Raw genomic sequence first — 19285 nt, 5'->3', positions numbered from 1 at the left:
CGACTTCGCCTTCGACTTCGCCGACCACCTGCGCGGCGCTGCCGTCCNGGCGCGCATAGGCCTGGTTGATCGCCTGCGCGAGATCGTCGGCGGGCACGCGCACGACCGACACCACGCCGTAGTTGCGTGCGATTTCAGCAAGCGCGGCTTCGCTCGTGCGCTCGCTGATCCAGACTTCGAGGCTATCGGCATGCTGATGCGCGACCAGGATCTGGCCGCTGCGCGCTCGCCGGCCGCGGCATCGCCGTTCAGCGGACGTTGCGAGGGCGCGGTTTGCGCGGGCATCTGCGTCACGGATGCGCTCCCGGCGACACCGTGCTTGGCACCGGGCCGCTTGCCGGCTCGACGACGGCCGGTTGCGGCATGGTTTGCGGCATCGTCTGCGGCACGGGTTCGGTGGTGGTCTGCGCGCCAGCTTGCGGCACGGCCTGCGGCGGTACCTGCTGAGGCACCTGTTGCGGCATCATCTGCTGGCGGCGCGTTTGATTCAGCTCGAACAGATTCAGCGCCGGCACCCCGCCCTGGCTCGGGCCGAGCGGCATCGGCGGCACGACCGGATCGTCGCGATCCCTCATGATGTCGTTGTCCGAACGGTACGCGCCCTGCACACCCTGAATGTAGTCATAGCGGTTCGCCGTGACGGCCTGCGTGGTGTCGCGGTCGCTCAGGATCACCGGGCGCAGGAACACCATCAGGTTAGTCTTGTTGCGCGTCTTCTGCTCGGAGCGGAACAACTGGCCCAGCCACGGAATGTCGCCGAGCAGCGGCACCTTGCTGTTGCTGACCGGGTAGTTGTCCTGCATCAGGCCGCCGAGCACGATGATCTCGCCGTTATCGCACAGCACGGTCGACTGGATCGAACGCTTCGTGAATTCCGGGCCCGCCGGGTTCGTCGCCGCGTTGTTCGTGCCGTCCACGATCGCCAAGCCTTCCGTGTAGAGCTGCAGCTTCAGGGTGCCGCCGTCGGTGATCTGCGGCTTCACGTGCAGCGTCAGACCGATGTCGGCGCGGTCGAACGTGTTGAACGCCGCGCTGGTCGTGCCGCTCGTCAGGTTCGAGTCGGAACCGGTCTGGATCGGCACGTTGTTACCGACGATGATCTTCGCCTCTTCGTTGTCGAGCGTGATCAGGTTCGGCGTGGACAGCACGTTCGCATCGGCGGTCTGCGACAGCGCCTGCAGCAGACCGCCGAGACCCTGCACGCCGAACGTGTTGTGAAGCCAGCCGATGTTCGGACCCTGCTGGACAGGCGCTGCGCTGGAGGCGGGAGCCGTGGCCAGACCAGGCGCTGCGCTCGTGGCGGGAGCCGTGAGCAGACCCTTTCCGGCGCCAGCGGCCGCGGCCGGCGTCAGGTTGATGATGCTGTTGCCCGTGCCAGCCGCGAGGTTAGTACCGTCAAACAGGTTGTCGTTCGCGACCTGCCACTGAATGCCGAGATTGCCGCTCGTATTCGAGTTGAGCTCGACGATCAGTGCATCGATATAGACCCGCGCGCGACGCGCATCGAGCTGGTCGATCACCGCGCGCAAGTTCCGGTACGTCGCTTCGGGCGCGGTGATGATCAGCGAGTTGGTCGTGGGATCGGCGGTGATCATGCCGCCGCCCTGGTCCTGGTGCTCCTCCTTGTCCTTGTCCTTATCGCCGCCGAGAAAGCCGCCGCTATTACTGTTCGAGCCCGAAGCGCCGCCGCCCATCGGAGAGTTCATCGAGCCGCTGCCGAGGCCGCCCGACTGCAACGGCGGCGAGCCCGACGTACCCGTCGAGCTGCTGCTGTTCGACAGACCGCCGCCAGTGCTGTTCTGATTGAACGAGTTCGCATCGTTCGAACCGCCTGACGAACCCTCGCCGCCGCCCTTGCCGAGCATGCTGCGCAGCGTGCGCGCGAGCTTCGTCGCGTCGGCATTGCGTAGCGGCACGACGTGGATGTTGCCCGGCATCGTGGTCGGCATGTCGAGCTGCTTCGCGAGTTCCTTGGCCGCCGCGAGGCGTGCGGTGTTCGACGCGCGCATCAGCAGCGAGTTGGTGCGCGGATCGGACGAGATCGACACCTTGAGCGTCGCGTCCGTGCTGCCGATCGAGCCCGGATCGAGCATCCTGTTCATCTGCTGCGCGATGTCGATGGCGTTCGCGTTCTTCAGCGGCACGACTGCAAACCCCTGGCCGGCCGCGCTATCGAAATCGGCGATGATCCGGGCGATGCGCCGCACGTTGTCGGCGTAGTCGGTGACGACGATCGTATTTTTGGCGGGGTAGGCCGCGACCGTGTTGTTCGGCGAGACCAGCGAACGCAGTACCGGCAGCAGATTGTTGGCCAACTCATTCCTCAGCGCGAAGACCTGCGTGACGATCTGGTCGCCGCGCGCAGTCGGCGCGTTGCCGACGTAGGTCGGCACGCCTTGCAGCTTGGCGTCGGCCTCGGGCACCACTTTCAGCACGCCATGATCCTGCACGGGCGCGAAACCCTGCATCCGCAGCGCGGACTGCAGGGTTTTGAGCGCCTGATCCTGAGGCACCGAATTTTCGGACACGAGCGCGTGTGCAGTTTGCACGGTGATCCGTGCAGCCAGCAGCAATGCGGTTGCGACGCGAGATAAAGCCATAGTATTTGCCATCCAAAATGTGTATGGTTCTGGTCACATTCCATGTGAGAGCAACGAAACGGCAGGTCTACCCTTACATGATTTGCTGGGAGGACTGCCAGAAAACAGCGCCGCTTACCTCTCGGTCCTTCCCGGTCAGGTAGAATCGGTCGTTTGCCAATGACGGCTGCAGAGTCAAAACCTGCAATTGGCTACCGTCGCCCGGGTCGAAGACGCTCAAGTGCGATGCGTGCCCGCAGCACCAGATTAGACGCCTGGTTTCGTGGCATAGGGAGTAAGACCGCCTTGGAATGCGCTGCTGCCGATGGGCTTTGTCCGGATGGGTATAAGTTCCCGTGCTATGGACGCGACTATGCATTTTTGACGCAAATCGGTTTGCCGAAGGCGTTCCACCGGTTCAGCAGGTTGGCGATGATGAGCTTCCCTCGAAATTTCGCCTTCCAGCAGGTCGTGTGTAAACTCGACCCGAAGGAAGGAAAGAATCGATGTTCAAAATACCGAAGCAGGCATACACCGCGGAGTTCAGGGCGCTCGCGGTGCAGCGAGTGAAAGACGGGCAAAGCGCGCGGGTCGTCGCTCGAAAGCTGGGGATTTCACACCAGTCATTGCGCAACTGGGTCAAGGCCGATGAGGCAGGCACGCTCAACGGCCCGGGGACAAAGGTTGTCACGCCGGAGCAGATGGAACCGTCACGCTTGCGGGCCGAGAACAAGCGCCTGCAGATGGAACTTGAAATCGCAAAAAAAGCGGCGGCGTCCTTCGCGAAGGACCTCCTGTGAAGTACGCCTGGATTGATTCGCATCGCCGTCACTATCCGCTGTCGGCGCTGTGCGGGGTCCTGTCGGTCAGCCTGAATGGCTATCGGGCGTGGAAGCGCGGCGGCACGCCCGGGCGCAAGCGCCTCACGGATGCACAGTTGCTCGTCCTGATCCGGTCTATCCATGCCGAGGTCAAAGGCGCCTATGGCTCCCCGCGGATGACCGAGGACGATGTCCGTGATCTCGCCGTCGGCCAGTTCGAGCAATGGCACCGCGTTGCGCGCCATCAGCTGCGGGCCGGTCAGAAAGGCCTTCGTGTGGGTGTGTCGACCCAGTCGGTCGTCGCATGCCCCGCAGCGGCGGCGAACACGAAAGGTACCGCGCACGCAAGGCGGCGGGGCGACGGAAGGGGAAGGGCAAACCGGTAGTTCCTTCATCGGGAAGGCAATCGTCGCGAGAAGAGTAAGCGCATCGGCACGAGTTGGGTCGGCGGCGAAAATTGCACGGCACATTGACTTCGCCTGTGCTGACTTACCTTGCGCGCATAGCGCACCCGTGTATCTGAGCGTTAGTTTGGGATCGATGCAGGCGGTATCCGCCGAATTCTCGTAGTTATTGGTTATGGACATATGCTCTAAACGGTTTATTTTTGCGATCCGCCCGCGAAGATGCTTCTTCCAGCGAAGGCGAACCCCAGCAGTCGTTGCGCCATCCTGACTCCGTATCGATCGGTTATCGCCAACGGCACGACCCCGAAGTTAAGCGCCGGGCTCGGTCGGATCAACGGAAACGTTGATGAAATATCGTCAATCGTCCTGTAAGCGCGAGATGGCCGGCAATCGCGTGGCCGTTCCAAGGCAGTTGAAAAAGGAGCATTCCAGTACCGGCTGCGCAACGCGCTTTGTCCGGATGGGTACAAGTTCCCGTGCTATGGACGCGACTATGCATTTTTGACGCAAACCGGTTTGCCGAAGGCGTTCCACCGGTTCAGCAGGTTGGCGATGATTACGCCTTCACCTTCCTGCGACGCAAGCCCCTGCGTCAGCAGGCGCTCGCCGATGCAGCGCTTGATGCGCGAGATCTGTGCCTCGACCAGCGAGCGCACACCGTAGCCGTATTTCTTGTGAAATGCATAGATGCCTTTGTCCTCGATGTATCTGACGATCCGGTCATGCCGGCGGGTTCGCTCCTCGCCGTGTACGACAGCGTGAGCTAGCGGTGGGATGACGGGCGTCACGCCCGCGCCTGAAAGCGCTTCGGGACGCTCGATGCTGTAGTACGCGCCATCGGCAATCACCCGATCCATCGGCACATCAGCGGGCAGCACGGCGTCCATTCCTTCGCTGTCCGATACTTCTGTAGTGGCGATGCGGATCGCGTGTACGTTCATGTCAGCGTCGATCGACAGATGCATCTTCCGCCACGGCGTGCGCGCGGCCTTCTGGGCGTACTTTGCCTCGTACCACTGGCTCGCCCGCCCAAAGCTCAATCCCGTGCTGTCGACGATGAGACTGATCGTCTCGCCGTGCGCGAGACGCCGGGCCAGCTGTTCGCAACGCTGCGTGACGCTCACCTCCAGTGAAGCGAACCGTTCGCCCAGCTGACTGGCGCTGGGCACCGGGATGTCCAGCCCGCGAGTCTCCCAGTAGTCCTCCATATAGCCGGTGATCTGCCGCATCCCCCAGCCGAACAGCCGGTAGAAGGTAAAGATCAGCTCGATGTACGCCGTGGTGTAGGTCGGCTCACGCCCCGACACGCCCGGCGTACGGATCTTTGCGTTGATAAGCTGCGCCTTCAGATCGCCGCCCGGCACATACAGGCTGATCATGCCGCGCTTTCTCAGGCTCTGGTTATACGCCCGCGCGTTCGTCACCCGGTACCCCGGCTTCTTGGGCTTGCGCGGTTCACCCGTTTATAGTCTGGCTTTATATGGCATTATTCAAGCTGGCTTCATGATGTTGCGCTTCTACACAACCCGCAGCATCTTTGCAATACCCCCATCCGGACAAAGCCGACATGCTGCAATGAGCAAAGGCCGGACGCTGCGACAGCGCAGCCATACACGCAAAACATGGATACAGGGTCATGCAAAACCCAACCTCACCACGCCGCAAGCGCGGGCCCCGCTTCCTCGATATCGCCGAAGCCGCTGGCGTGAGCCTCGCAACGGTGGACCGCGTGCTGAACGAACGGGGCAGCGTGTCCGCCGCGATGCGGGCACGCGTTGTGGCGGCCGCACGCGAACTCGGCGTGCCTCGCGTGCTGCCCAATCCAAGGCACGGACTCCTGCATATCGACGTGCTGATCCCGCGCAACGACACGCCCCTCTTTCAGCGGATTAATCTCGCGCTGCAACGGTCGATGCAAATGCTCGATCGGAGAATCGTCCTGCATCGGCAAATCGTTCCGGAGGCCGACGACGAAGTCATCACGCATGCGATCCTTCGACCGAATCACAAGCGTGCCGGGCTGATCGTCACGACGCACGACACACCCGCGGTGCGCGATGCGCTGCGCGCAGTGATCGCCCAGGGCGTCCCCGCGGTCACGATGGTGACCGATATCGCCGACATCGGCCGTTTGCATTACGCCGGTATCGACAATGCAAGCGCAGGCCGCACGGCTGGGTATTTCGTAGGACGGCTCGCGACGCAGCCCGGTCGCGTGCTGCTGCTTTGCTCGCACAAGGACTACCGCGCGCACGTCGACCGGATCAGCGGATGCCGCGCGACGCTGGTCGAGTCGTTTCCGCACCTCGTCTGCGAACACGAAGAGATGGAAACGCTGGATGACCCAGACCGTTGCCATCGTGCCGTACTGAACGCACTCAAGCGCAGCAACGTGGTCGGCATCTACAACAGCGGATACGGATCGGAAGGGATCGAAGCGGCGTTGCGCAGGGTGGGCGCGGCGGGCAAGACGGTGTGGGTCGGCCATGAAATGCTCGACCGCCACAGGCAATACATTGAGCAAGGCACGATGGATATCGCCATCGACCAGGACCCTGACGGGCAGGTGATCTCAGCATTGCAGCATGCGCTCAATGCGTGCGGCGTGGTGGACGCGCCCGCGCCTCCCGGGCCCGTCGAGTTCCGCATTTTCTGCTCGGCCAACCTGCGCCGAAGCCCTTATCTGGTCGACCACCTTGCGAGGTGAACCCGATCCTCGGCGTTTCGACGAGCTGAAAGGCTTCACATCGACAGGCTTTGTTCAAGAGGGCCGCTTGCGCGGCGGCCGTGGGTCGGGTAGAAAGAGTCCGGTGATCTATCCGACGAGCGAGCTTTCATGCCTTACAAGACAAGACTGAAGACGGGCGAACCGCGCAAACGAGCGAAGCCGGGCTATGCGGTAACAAACGCGCACGAGTACAACGAAAGCCTGAAGCGGCGCGGGCAACTCAGCCTGTATTGTCCCGACGGAGACCTGAAGGCGCTGTTCATCAACGACACGCCCTACCAGAAGGGCGTGTCGGGTCAGTCCCGGACGTACAGCGATGCGTACCTCGAACCGATCTTCATCTTCTACCGGCTGTTCGGCTGGGGCATGCGGCAGATCACCGGCCACATGCACGAATTCTGGGCGCTGCGCGGACTCGACATCGGGGTACCGAGTTTCGGGCTTCTGAGCGAGCGGTTCCGTACGCTCGAGGTTCAGGTCAAGCAACGCTGCGCTCGCGTGGCCGAACGCCTGCGCAACGGCGAAGCCATCAGCCTGATCGTCGACAGCAGCGGCATGAACTTTGGCCGGGCCAGCGAATGGCATCGGCAAAAGTACGGGCGCGACGCGAGCCAGACGCCGTGGCGCAAGATGCATCTGTCGATCGACCCGGAGATGAATGTCCACCGGATCGCGATTACCGAGGACAACGTCTCCGACGAGGCGGGCCTGAATGCGATGCTGGCAGTCGACGCGAACGTCGACTGCGTGATCGCCGACTGCGTGATCGCCGACTGCATGATCGCCGACGGCGCGTACTACAGTATTGCGCAGACCGAGGCGTGGTCAGCCTGCGGCGTGCTGCCGGTGATTCCCCCACCGGCCAATGCGGTCGTTCACAATCAGCCGGCGACGCGCTGGCACGACCATCTCGTTCGGTACATCAAGGACAAGGGCATCCATGCGTTCCGCAACAAATACGGGTATGGCCAGCGTGCGCTGGTCGAGGCGCAGATCTCGCGAATCAAGCGTTGCATCGGTGCGCGGCTACTGACGCGCAAAACCGAATCTCAGCAGCGCGAGGGCGTGATTATCGCGAACCTCGTGAATTTGTGGAACAGCTTCGGCAAGGCCGTTTGCGTCAAAAATGCCTAGTTGCGTCTGCAACCAACTGCAGCCATGCCCTGCTGAACAAAGCCAGGAAGCTGCGGCTTTTTTTTGCATACGTTCTTGCTGCTTTGCTCGACCGCAGCATTGCGCCGGCCTGATGCGGGTGCATCGAAGAATGAATTGTTCAGGGCCGACTATTGAATTGGAAGAATTTCGAAAAAATCGGCGGTTCCAGCTTATAACCCCTACAAGCGAATGATCTCGTTGGCATCCCAATGGCCGTGCCACTTTCAATCCTCAGGTCCACGACCGCTGAGGCGAGAAATTTTCAAGCGCCAGAGCGAGTACGATCGCCAACGCGCAACGGCATTGACCCCACTGCTTTCGGCGTAGCGCCTGAACGACGGCGACGCTCAGCGACCGGCGATGACACTGCGCCGGTCTCCCACACGAATCTTGCGGGCTTGCGTTCAACAAAGGCAAACAATAGCAGTCCTGAGCCCAACGTAAACGATTGAATGTGACTATAGAAAAATCCTACGAACTCAATGTCACGGCGATCAGTATAAAGGGAAATCAACTCGACGGAAAATGCGTCGATGTGGCATTCCAATTAGGCGGATCTTGCCCGAAAACATTGCGAACGAAGAAATCCATGAGCTTACGCTCGGTGAAGATACCGGGGGCTCCATGATCAGCACCGGGCACATAGACCATTTCGAATTCCTTTCCCGCCTTAATGAGACTGTCGGCGAGCGCAAAGGTGGAGGCCGGATCGACATTGTGGTCCATTTCGCCCACAACAAGCATAAGTTTGCCGTGCAGATTGTCGGCATTGTCGATGGCGGAGGACTGTGAGTATTCAATGCCGACGGGCCAGCCCATCCACTGTTCGTTCCACCATATCTTGTCCATACGGTTGTCATAGCAGCCGCTGTTGGCTACCGCAACCTTATAGAAGTCCGAATGGAATAGCAGTGCATTCATGGCATTCTGGCCGCCAGCTGATGTACCGAAGATTCCCAAATTCGAGATGTCGTACCAGGGATATACAGAGGCAGCCGCCTTATGCCACAGAATGCGATCGGGAAGGCCTGCATCTTTCAGATTCTTCCACGCGACATCATGGAAAAGGCGTGAACGGTTGTTAGTGCCCATTCCGTCGATTTGCACAACGATAAAACCTAACTGGGTAAGGGGCTCTGTTGTGGTTGTGAATGACTTTGGGACGTGAGAGCCTTGCGGGCCGGCATATATATGCTCCACCACAGGATACTTCAGATGTGGATCGAATCTATCTGGTAGATGAATGATCCCCCAAATATCGGTCTTACCATCGCGCCCTTTGGCAACAAAATTGATTGGTGCTCTCCATCCATTAGATTCGAGTTGGGAGATGTCGGTGCTCTCGATCTGCATCAGTTTAGCGTTGTCGCTAGACCGGAAAAGCGCCATGCGTGGGGGAAGGTCGATACGCGACCAGAGGTCGACGTAGAATCTACCGTCCGGAGAAAACTCGATGTGATGATTGGCCGGTTCTGGCGTAAGTGATGTCAGCCCCTTTCCGTCGAAGCCAATTCGGTAGGCATGAATGAAATATGGGTCCTCACCGAAATTCATTCCGCTTGCTTCAAACCAGATTTCCCTTCTGACTGGATCGATGTGGGCCACCCCGCGGACAATCCAGTCACCTTTGGTGATTTGGTTTTCTAAAACACCGGTACGGCCATTAAATAGGTACAGATGTTCAAATCCATCGCGCTCGGATGCCCAGATAATTTCCTCTCCATCATTGACATTGTAACGAAAGTGCTTTCCGGCACTTCTTTGGTTATTTCTTAAATCTCTATAATCGACGAACGTGGAGCTGACCTCATCGATCAAAGAGCGCGTACGGCCGGTGGCTGCCTCCACCTCGATTACTCGGTAGAGCTGATGGCCGCGTTGGTTGTACTCAAATGTAAAGCCTTTCCCATCCTTCCACCAATTAATTTGGGAAAGGTCAAAAGGATTCGGGAACAAGGCATTGTCGATATTGACCATGCGCTTGTTGACTATGTCGAATAGTACCGGTTGCGGTCGCGGAAGAATATCTCCCGCTTTGGGATACGCTAATGGCTCATACCTGGCTTGATGGTTTGTTGCTGAGGAATTGACAAGCATGATTTGACGCGGTTGGCCGACGGCGACACGGTAACCTGCGAGGTGATTCGAGTCAGGGGACCACTTTAGGGATGAGAAGACGTAATTGTTCGCTTCTGTCCCGTCCGAACTTAGCGGTACATTTACTGACCCGTCCTTACTCATTAGAAAGACGTTGTAGTTTTTGATATATGCTTTCCACTTGCCGTCCGGCGAATCGCTTGTCATTCGACTATCGCTTTCAGCCGTTGGCGTGAAGTCGTTATGAAATGACAAGATTTCGCCCTGAGAGATCCTAGTGCAGATGTAGCTTGAAAGATCACAACTCCACTGAACGGAATCAATGTAGAACAGCAACTGGTTGCCGTCTTGTCCGATTTCGAAGCGGCCAAAGGGCAGCGAAGTGCCTCGGAAATTGGAGGAGGCCGCCTTATTTAATGCTTCGGCAAGGCGACTATGATCGAAAGCCGGTTGCTTCTTCCCAGTTTTGACATTGAATTTAATGAACTGGCGCTCGCCATGTGTCGTCCGTCGGTAGGCAAACGTCTCGGGCGAAAGCCAGAAAGGGGGAGTATCGACGAAATTGACAATTTTATCCGAGTATTGATAACGAACTCTAAGAGCCCGCTGAAAGTCTGAGGGGGTAAGAGCAAAGGGGGGGGGCATGGTTCCGTTCCCCTGGTTGTCAGCAGCCGATAGCAACGTGCAGTAGGAAATTAGAAGCAGAAAGATGGTGACAATTTTGTTGCATGAATGTTTGGCCTTGAGTATGTAGGTTACGTCGTCGGCTTACCTTGCCGCAATTTTTATGCCATCAGTGAATGCGAGTGGGTATGATCAGTGTCCGCTGATCGCAAGCGAGGCGACCGGTGAGGTTCTGTCGCGATAACGGGAAGTAGAGTGGCCGGTCTTGGAAACTGCAAGTCGGCAGATGAATAAGCCAGCGAAGACGCCGCGACAGGTGGCCTCGTTCGTTCAGACAGGATCCGCGAGTTTTTAAGTGGAATCGCTGAGGCAATCAGGCTGCCGATTTTATCGCTGGCAGCGTGGCGAAGTATGCTTCATCCAGTGTCTGGTCGGCCAGCCTGGCATCAGGCCGGTTCTGGTTATACCCGTTCAGGTAATCGCCCGATTGAGCTGCGGGCGTGGCTGACCGAGTCATAGGCTTTCAGATAGACCTCTTCATATTTGACGCTGCGCCACACCCGTTCGACGAACACGTTGTCACGCCAGGCGCCCTTTCCATCCATGGACAGAGGAACGTTCCGGCTAAGCACCGCGTCGGTGAATCGGTTGCGGTGAACGGGGCTGCCTTGATCCGTGTTGACGATCTCAGGCAGCCCGTATTTCGCAAACGCTTCCTCCAGCGCCTCGACAGCGTGGCAGCTCTCCAGCGTGATCGCCACCCGGTATGCCAGCACCCGACGACTCGCCCAGTCCACGACGGCCGTCAGATAGACGAAGCCGCGCGCCATCGGGATATAGCTCGTATCGAGTGCCCAGACTTGATTGGCCCGGTCGATCTTCCGGTTGCGTAGCAGGTATGGCCAGATCCGGTGGGCTGCATGCTTGCGGCTCGTGTTCGGCTTGCGATACAACGCCTCGACGCCCATGCGCTTCATCAAGGTGCCGGCGTGCCTGCGCCCGACCTTGCTGCCTTCGCGACGCAGCACCCCACGCGATTGGTAATAGGCGCTCGCCCGGCTGATGCCTACCAGCCGCCACGATCAATCATCGCCTTACGCCCAGCAATCCCGGCCTTGCTGAGCGCGCTTTCTAAAAAATCATTCTCCAGCGTCAACTGCCCGATCTTCGCGTGCAGTACCTTCACGTCGACTGGCGGTGCCGCTGGCGCCGAGTTGCCCGCTTCGAACACATCGGCAACCCGCTCCTGCAGTTGCTTCTTCCAGTCCGTGATCTGATTCGGATGGACATCAAACTGCTGGGCCAGCTCTGCCAGCGTCTTGTCGCCCTTGAGCGCCGCGAGTGCCACCTTTGCCTTGAACGCTGCTGAGTGTGTCCGTCGGTTTCGTTTCGTCATCTTCTGGTTCCTTGTTGCCGCCCATTATGACCGACTCACGCCCCTGCTTTTCCACTCAACGAACTGTCCGAATTCTCGGCGCCACCTCTGTTTGTCCGAAACCCAACATTTCCTACAACCGTCGGCCCGATTGGCGGAAATGCGTCACTGCACACGGAGATGGCCAGCCCCCGTTGACTGAGTCGTGCTCGTATGCAGCGCCAGCGACCTTGAGCCGTACGTCTACCTCGTGCACAGGCTCACTGAATGGCCACCGCGCAACCTGCTGCGATTTGTCCGAACGCGTACCGCTCCGCATCTCAAAACTCGCACGATCGCGGGCATTGAATTCGACTGCGGCCCAACGGGGTAGTTGTCATTCGCATGAAGCTTCCCTGCCAGTACGGCCCCACCCCGTGCAGGCCCGCGAGCTCAAGCAGGCTGACATCGTCTTGCATGCGTCGCGTTGTGACATGCGGGCATCGAGTTGCTCCCAGGTTCTGCGGTAAGCCTAACGCGGGAACAGTGCGTCACGAATCGCCAGGGTTCTGTCGCGATAACGATGGCAGATCAAATGAGTGAATGTACATAGGATTGCTTACATAGCCAGCAGGTAGAACTGCCCGGCAACCGTTCGGGCGACGCGATCGTCTTGCATCTGTCCCTTGCGGATCATATGCATCACTTCGATGCCAGACAGAATGATGCGGGCACAGCGAAAGTCCTTGAATCCCATCATCGGTTTGATGATGCGTTTGATCGCTCGGTGGTCCTGCTCGATGATGTTGTTCAGATACTTGTTCTGGCGGATCTTGATCGGCGTGTCGCGCCCGGCGTTGAGAGCCTCGAGCGCAGCCAGATTCGCACCGCTCTTGTCCACGGTAATCGTCTCGGGCTCGCCGTTCTGGTCAGTCGCCTTCTCAAAGTAGCGGCGCACAGCGGCCTTGTCTCGATGGGCACGCAGCAGGAAATCGACTGTGTTGCCCTGCTTGTCGACAGCGCGGTACAAATACTTCCATTGGCCTCTGACCTTGACGTACGTCTCGTCCATCCTCCAGCTCTTGCCCACCGGGCGCTTGTGGCGGCGAAACGCCTTCTCAAACAGCGGTACGAGCTTGATAACCCAGCGGTGCACGCTCGAATGGTCGACCTCGATGCCTCGCTCTGCCATCATCTCCTCGAGATTTCGCAGGCTCAACGAGTAAGCCACATACCAGCGTACGCACAGCAGGATCACGTCCAACGGATAGTGCAGTCGCTTGAGACCTTCGCCGATGCCCGGAGGCAACGTCGCGCGTGGTGTCTTCTTCGTCTGGCCCATGCTGTTCGTCACTCAGGATCGAACGCAAATTTTAACCCGGCACCTTGGCGCGACAGAACCCCGATTATATCGCACAGACGACCGGCTCACGACCTCGGCAATTGGGAGCTTCCCGGGAACCGTTGTAAGCGGCTTAGCGAAACCTGCGAGCGGTTATTCGCTTCAACTTAATACTAATTCCGCCGATAATCCAGCCTATTGCGCACAGAATGGATTTCATTCGGATTGTCGAGTGTGGCAGCAATCCGTTTATTCACCTGACCTTCCGAATTCGGAGCCTGGGCCTCAAGGTCAAGTTCCCGTGGGGCCGCAAATATTTATTCAAGATTGGATATTGCTGAAAAATAAAGACGATTTAGCTAAGCTGAAAATGGCTAAACCTAGTCCATGCCACGCCGGCTGGACAGAAAGTCCAAACGAGGGGTGCTACAAAAACAGTCCCGCTCTTGCGGCACCAGACATTCCCGTATGTTGTTGCAGACGCAACTATAGATCTTTTACGCACACGCACTTGCCGAACGCGTTCCACAGGTTGACGAGGTTGGCGATGACGACACCCTCGTCTTCCGGCTCCGTCGCGCTAAGGAGTTACTGTAAAAGCAGGGCATGAAGAATTCGCCCGAAGAGCCAGTGGAGAAGGAACGAATTTTGCGAAAGACGTTGGCGGCTGGCGTTGCGAAGGTTCTGAAGGCCTGACCCGCCTATAAGGACCTCCCCATTTTAACAAGCGGGTTTTAATGCGTCGCTGACCAAGCTTCGGTGTCGTTCGAGACGTTGGTGGTGCGGACGGCGGCGAGACAGACTGCATGCCCATAAACGGCCTTACTGGGCGCTGTGGTTGCGCCCGGGCCCGGATAGTAACCGCGCAGCGGGACTCCATCCCTGGGACGGCGAATAGATGCGATTTGGCGCCTTACGGTTCATCGAGTTCGCCCGCTGCCGGTCTGACCTGTCGCTATCCTTTACCTGTTGCGTCTTCGAGTGCAAAGTGGATCGTGGTTGATGGCTAACTCGCTGTCTGTTGCGCAAATCACTGCGCGCGGAGCAATCCATACGTGCGATGGATCGAATTTCTCGCCTTTCGCGAGCACGCCCAGAGAATACGCGCATGCTTGTTGGCGACGGCGACCAGCGTCTTGTAGTAGCCGACGCGCGCCTGTAGCTGGACAATCCAGCGCGAGAGCCGGTCGTCACGTCGGTGTGCCGTCAGGACCGCTGAGCGCGCGCCATGAAACAGCAGGGTTCGGAGATAGTCGTTGCCTTGCTTGGTGATGCGTCCGAGCCGCTGTTTTACGGTGCCGATCCAGGCAGCCATCTGCCGGCCGTTTTTGAATTGTCGCGCATCAACGATGGTCGAAACAGCGGCGGATGCAGTCAGAGGGCCCACGCCGCACACGTCCATGCACCGCTGTGCCTGAGGATCATGACCGGCGGGTTCGGCAATCTGTTTGTCAAGCCACGCGATTTCCTGATCCAATGCCTGGCATTGTGCCCAGCCACGCATCAGGGCCTGGCGTGTGGGACCAGCGAGTTCGTTGCTGCCGTCTTCGATACGGTCGACGATGTGTTGGTGTAATGTGCGGATGCCTTGCGCCAGAAACACACCAAACTCGGCAAGCAGTCCGCGCAGGCGATTCACCAGCGCGGTACGTTCCTCGACAAACCCGGCATACTGCGCCGACGTTCAGCTCACACGGACGTAATATCGTTTCGGGTGCTTCTTGATGGCGGCGAGATCGACGCCCTGTAGAAGCCAGCGTAGTTGCTCGATGCTCAATGTCACGATCGCCGCATCGCTGGGCCATGCAAAGCGATCATGACCCTCAAGCCGCTTCAGAAGAAGCCAGAACCCATTGCCATCCCAGGCAATGATCTTGATACGATCGTGACGCCGGTTGCCGAACACATACAGTGCCTCGTCCAGCGGGTTTAGCGACATCGTCTGCTCGACGAGGATCGACAAACCATTGATGCCCATCCGGAAGTCAACGGGATCGCGGTGAACGTAGACCTTCAGCCCATCGTCGAACCGGAACACGGCAGCCTCCCCAGCATCTGGACGATCGTCGCCAGTTCCTCGAGACTCGCGTTGCCGAGCCCAAATTCGACGCCATTCGGCAACCGCACATGAAACGCGACCACCATCAGTGGCGGCGACTGCGACGGCCCTTGAGGCATAGCCGGCGGTGGCAATGGTGCGGTGACGACTGGGATGAATGGCGGCGCCTCGCTCGGGCGCAATGGTGTCGGAGTATCGATCGGCACGCCACCCGTGACTCCTGATGGCGAGATCTGCTGAGCCTGCGCCATTCGCTGCTGACGGTAACGAGTGATCCACTTGGGAAGCTGATTCGGATTTACATCATGTTCCATTGCTGTGCGCGCGATTGACACGCTGGGCTTCAGGCACATCCTCACCAATTCGTCGCGTGCGCCTTCGTCATACTCGCGACGGCCGTCGCGTTTTGCGCCAATCACCAGGCGGCTCTTGAGATCTTTGTTCCCTGTCATCGGTGTCAGTGTGCAGGTGTCCACGTGGACACCTAGCTTCTGACCTTCTGCCCCTCGATGGAAGGGCGTCTTTTATTGACCGCTTACCGATATTCAACGTAGCCACTACGCGTCGCAGCATTGCGGCTCAGTTCGCGCGAGATAGTCGATGGATGTCGTCCTACACGTCGGGCAATCTCGCGAATGCCATGCCCCTGGACGCGTAAGAGCGCGATTTCCTCCCGTTCCTGAAGAGCGAGAAACCGGGCTGAAAGCGGAGCAAGGCTGATATTGGGCATACCGCCACTTTGCCTGAACCAGCGAGCTCCGACCGCAGAAGACACACCAGCTATGACTGCCGCTTCCTCGCTTGACAGACCCTGTGCAATTGCTTTCCAGAACCTTTGCAGGTTCTGCTTCTGATTGACGCCAGGGCGCGCCCGATAGAGCCTACCATTATCTCCTCCTCTGCTGATTCAGCATTCGGCCGTCGAGCTGCCTCACAGAAGTTGCTCCATCAGGAAGCTCGGATTGACCTTATGAAGGGGCTCACCGACCTTCTCACGGCATCGCACGTCGGCGGCAGGGCGAGTTCTGCACTTCTAGCATTAAAGGGATCTGGCGCGACACACTACCGCGGAAAAAAGGGAATAAATGCTGTGGCGGAGAAGCTGATCGATGCTGGGGTAAAGCTGGCACCATGCGATTGGGGGTATTGTGTGTATTCACAAAGCTTGTCTCCATGTCGTGGCGATGCAAAGGGGCCGGATGAAACGAGGCGTTCCCCAGACATCTGCTCGACCTGCTCCAACTTTGCCGTGACCGAGCATCACCGCGCCTCGTGGGAGCGCCGGCTCTCTGGGGACGACGAGTTTTTGAGACGGACAGATCTTCCAGAACAAACCGTTCAGTGGGTTTCCCGTCGTCGAGAAAACACCGTTCGATTGCTCCGCGGTCTCAACGAAGGCGGTCGTGGAGATGGCGTTACTGGCTCGAAGGATGTTGAAGATGAAGAAGGAAGGTCTGAGTGTCGAAGACAAGGTTCGCGCCGTCGTGAGGGCGAAACGAGATGAGAACCCATGCGAAAGGCTCTCGATTAGCGAAGTATGCCGCTTGGCGCGTGTGAGCCGGGCCGGGTTGTATGCCCACCACAGGCGCCTTGTCGACGAGCTTCTTGCGTCCGAAAAGGCATCGCACGCCACTCCGTGCACGCCTTCTGACGCACGCGCGCGATTCGCGACAAAAGCACGAGCAGACAGGTTGACAAAGGCCTTGATGTACCTGTGCCTTGAATTGCAACTGGAATTGAGGACACTTCGTGCGCGCGTATCTGCGCACGAAACAAGAAAACACGACGTTTAACTCGCTGAGCTACGCGCAGTGCGAACATTTAGTTGCCGCGAGAAACATCGTGGCCGCCGAAGACAGGCGTTGCCAGCCAACTTCCACTTTTATGCCTCAGCCAGTATGCAGGTTGGGCAATCTGGCGAAGATGTGCTCCAAGCGTGACGTGCGCATTCCCGCCAGACGGGTCTCCTTCATCCGTTCGAACCGCGCCAGGTCATCTTTCGATACAAACTGGGCGGCCGACACCAGCAGGGCGTTAGCCGCATGCAGACTGCTACCCAATTCGCGAATCTGGGTGGTGGCCCTTCCTCGGGCAAGGTCCGCCGCGCCTACTGCTGTCGGCCGCCCCCGAGTCGCCGTTGGTCCAACGGGACGAACCGGAAGTCCAGCAGATAGCTAGAACACGTACCGCGCCCCGCCATTGATGAGCCAACCCCGGAACCCGCCGCTACCGATCTGCTGCTGGTACGACACGCGCCCATAGAGCGAGAGCCTCTGCGTATACGTGCCGTTGATGCCGAGCGAGTATTGCAACGCATCGCCCATCTGGTCGCCTGCCCGCCGGTCGTGCTGTCGCTGACGCTCTCCACATCCGGGGCGAGCGGCACAGTGGCCTCCGCCTCCTCGGGTCCGGCTGCGGCGTCGGCGGAGGGCTGCACGCCCGGCGTAACGCGTGTGCGGGCGAGGGCACTGTAGGCATCGGTGGCGGCGACGCGTAGCCAGAGCGCGTCACCATGCACGGTCGTATCGGTCAGCGAGAGGTGCGAGAGCCCGCTGGCGATCGTGACGGTCGGCACCGCGGCACTCGTCACGCTGCCGCCGGTGAAGCTCACACGGGCACCGCCACCTGTGTTGTCGCCCATGTACAGTGCCGCGCTGCTGGCTCCAGTGGCGCGGGCCGTGACATTCGACGCCGTCAACGTCGCGCCATTTTCAACGTCGATGCCTTCCGATCCCGTGCCGCTGGTGCCTATTGTCGTGCCGTTCAACGTCGCCGACGTGTTGCTGCCTACCGCGACAACGCCGATCGCACTATCGCCGGTGGTATTGAAGCTGCCGCGCGTAACGTCAAGGACCGAGCCATTGCCCGCATAAGCGCCGTAGCCGTAGAGGCCGGCCGTCTGGACCGGAACGTCGGTGGCACTGAGCAGGGAATTGGCGTCCGTGACTGTCAGCCCGCGGCCTGACCGGCCAATCGTGGTGACGCTTCCTCCGGTCATGCTGATTCGCTCCGCGGAATAGGCATAGGCATAGGCATAGGCACCGTATCCCGTTTGCCCGCTGGTGTTGATCGGGGTACCCGACGTCCTGACCTGTCCGGTTTCGCGTGCTATGAGACCCGCACCCGACTGGCCGGTGGTGGTAATGCTGCCTCCCGTCATATCGACCCTGGCGCCGCCGGCGAGGGCCAGCACGCCATAGCCCGTATTGCCGTGCGTCTCGACTGCGACATCGGTGGCAACAATGGCCGAGTTCGGCGCGGATGACCCGGACGCGCGCAGACCGACGCCACTATACGAATTGGTCAGGACAGAACCGCCATTCATCGTGATCTGTCCGCCGCTCTGGGCGTTGACGCCATACGCACTCAGGGTTGTACTGCTGCTTTCCGTGCGCACCGGGACGTTGATCAGCGTGATGGTGCCCCCGAACGAAATCACGCCATTGCCGACGTCGCCTCTGGTCGTGATCGAACTGTTTGACAGCGTGGCGGACAACGTATCGGAAACCCCCAGTCCGTAGGCTCCGATGCCACCGGACGCGGCGCCATTCGTCGTGATGTTCGTGTTGCTCAGGTTGACCGAGCCGTTCTGATGCAACTCGATCCCATATTCGCCGGGGCCGTTGGTCGTGATCTCCAGCCCCGAGCCCTGCGCGGACGACTCTTGCTGTACCTGCAGCGCGTGGCCCAACGCCGTGTTGCCGATCAGCTGGATCGGACCGGCAGCGGGGCCGGCAGTGGGATCGAACGTGACGTGGGAACCCTCGCGCGCGAGGATGGCCCAGCCGTTATTCGGAACGTTGGGCACGTTAATGCTCGTACCGCCGACGACGGTGACGGTCTGACCATTCAGGATCTGCGAAGTTGTGATGGTGCCCGGGCCGATAGTCGTCTGCGCATGCGCAACCGCCAGGAGCTGCGTTGCAACCGCGATCGCATTCAGCCGAAATGCATGACCTGGTTTGATGCGCCGGAAACCGGTCAGATACCGGAAGGCCAATACATTAGACGGTCGTTTGCGTTGCTGAATGTTCCCGGATGCTCCCATGACATCTCCATAAATTAAGGGTCGAGCATGTTAGGCACTTTCGGTCAGACACTGATCGGCGTACAAAACGT

At 59.3% G+C, this 19285-nt stretch carries 10 protein-coding genes and 6 pseudogenes; 3 read left to right on the top strand and 13 right to left on the bottom strand.

Annotation, left to right across the window (positions count from 1 at the left end):
• Both VSR82_RS36855 and gspD read right to left on the bottom strand, forming a co-directional pair.
• Positions 1 to 285, bottom strand: a pseudogene (locus VSR82_RS36855) (type II secretion system protein GspE); the annotation flags it as partial.
• Between the two features lie 5 nt (positions 286 to 290).
• Positions 291 to 2600, bottom strand: a complete 2310-nt coding sequence (gene gspD / locus VSR82_RS36850) for a type II secretion system secretin GspD (protein WP_498858623.1) — start codon at positions 2598 to 2600, stop codon at positions 291 to 293.
• 485 nt (positions 2601 to 3085) lie between these two features.
• On the opposite strand from gspD, the pseudogene VSR82_RS36845 reads away from it, so the two are divergent.
• Positions 3086 to 3597 (top strand): annotated as a pseudogene (locus VSR82_RS36845) (transposase); the annotation flags it as partial.
• 701 nt (positions 3598 to 4298) lie between these two features.
• Here VSR82_RS36845 and VSR82_RS36840 read toward each other — a convergent pair.
• Positions 4299 to 5186 carry an IS5 family transposase gene (locus VSR82_RS36840; protein ID WP_498858622.1) on the bottom strand — a complete coding sequence of 296 codons (888 nt, stop codon included), beginning with the start codon at positions 5184 to 5186 and terminating at the stop codon, positions 4299 to 4301.
• 257 nt (positions 5187 to 5443) lie between these two features.
• On the opposite strand from VSR82_RS36840, the gene VSR82_RS36835 reads away from it, so the two are divergent.
• Positions 5444 to 6514: a LacI family DNA-binding transcriptional regulator gene (locus VSR82_RS36835; RefSeq protein ID WP_498858621.1), complete on the top strand. Its 1071-nt coding sequence runs from the start codon at positions 5444 to 5446 to the stop codon at positions 6512 to 6514.
• A 129-nt stretch (positions 6515 to 6643) separates the two neighbouring features.
• The gene (locus VSR82_RS36830; RefSeq protein ID WP_498858620.1) at positions 6644 to 7669 is read left to right on the top strand and encodes an IS5 family transposase; all 1026 of its coding nucleotides are present in this window, start codon (positions 6644 to 6646) and stop codon (positions 7667 to 7669) included.
• A 531-nt stretch (positions 7670 to 8200) separates the two neighbouring features.
• Here VSR82_RS36830 and VSR82_RS36825 read toward each other — a convergent pair.
• The 10 genes and pseudogenes from VSR82_RS36825 to VSR82_RS36780 all read right to left on the bottom strand — a co-directional run bounded on the left by VSR82_RS36825 (position 8201) and on the right by VSR82_RS36780 (position 19214).
• Complete coding sequence (locus VSR82_RS36825; protein ID WP_498858619.1) at positions 8201 to 10432, bottom strand: S9 family peptidase; 2232 nt, start codon at positions 10430 to 10432, stop codon at positions 8201 to 8203.
• A 352-nt stretch (positions 10433 to 10784) separates the two neighbouring features.
• Positions 10785 to 11807, bottom strand: a pseudogene (locus tag VSR82_RS36820) (IS3 family transposase).
• Between the two features lie 360 nt (positions 11808 to 12167).
• Positions 12168 to 12330 (bottom strand): annotated as a pseudogene (locus tag VSR82_RS36815) (IS21 family transposase); the annotation flags it as partial.
• A gap of 54 nt (positions 12331 to 12384) precedes the next feature.
• Complete coding sequence (locus VSR82_RS36810; protein WP_498858618.1) at positions 12385 to 13107, bottom strand: IS6 family transposase; 723 nt, start codon at positions 13105 to 13107, stop codon at positions 12385 to 12387.
• Between the two features lie 1030 nt (positions 13108 to 14137).
• The gene (locus VSR82_RS36805; RefSeq protein ID WP_498858617.1) at positions 14138 to 14746 is read right to left on the bottom strand and encodes a transposase; all 609 of its coding nucleotides are present in this window, start codon (positions 14744 to 14746) and stop codon (positions 14138 to 14140) included.
• Positions 14747 to 14791: 45 nt separating this feature from the next.
• Complete coding sequence (tnpB, locus tag VSR82_RS36800) at positions 14792 to 15145, bottom strand: IS66 family insertion sequence element accessory protein TnpB (protein ID WP_429464177.1); 354 nt, start codon at positions 15143 to 15145, stop codon at positions 14792 to 14794.
• Entirely contained in the window at positions 15121 to 15372 is a 252-nt protein-coding gene (locus VSR82_RS36795) for a hypothetical protein (RefSeq protein WP_498858626.1), read from the bottom strand. The genes tnpB and VSR82_RS36795 overlap by 25 nt, the downstream gene beginning before the upstream one ends.
• Before the next feature lie 39 nt (positions 15373 to 15411).
• A pseudogene (locus tag VSR82_RS36790) lies at positions 15412 to 15618 on the bottom strand (transposase); the annotation flags it as partial.
• A gap of 86 nt (positions 15619 to 15704) precedes the next feature.
• A pseudogene (locus VSR82_RS36785) lies at positions 15705 to 16073 on the bottom strand (helix-turn-helix domain-containing protein); the annotation flags it as partial.
• 1200 nt (positions 16074 to 17273) lie between these two features.
• On the bottom strand, positions 17274 to 19214 hold the full coding sequence (locus tag VSR82_RS36780) for a hypothetical protein (RefSeq protein WP_498858616.1): 1941 nt from the start codon (positions 19212 to 19214) through the stop codon (positions 17274 to 17276).
• Between the last annotated feature and the right edge of the window lie 71 nt (positions 19215 to 19285).

The sequence above is a fragment of the Burkholderia sp. JPY481 genome (assembly GCF_038900515.1).
Taxonomy (GTDB): domain Bacteria; phylum Pseudomonadota; class Gammaproteobacteria; order Burkholderiales; family Burkholderiaceae; genus Paraburkholderia; species Paraburkholderia youngii.
This window is presented reverse-complemented; position numbering and strand designations above follow the sequence as displayed.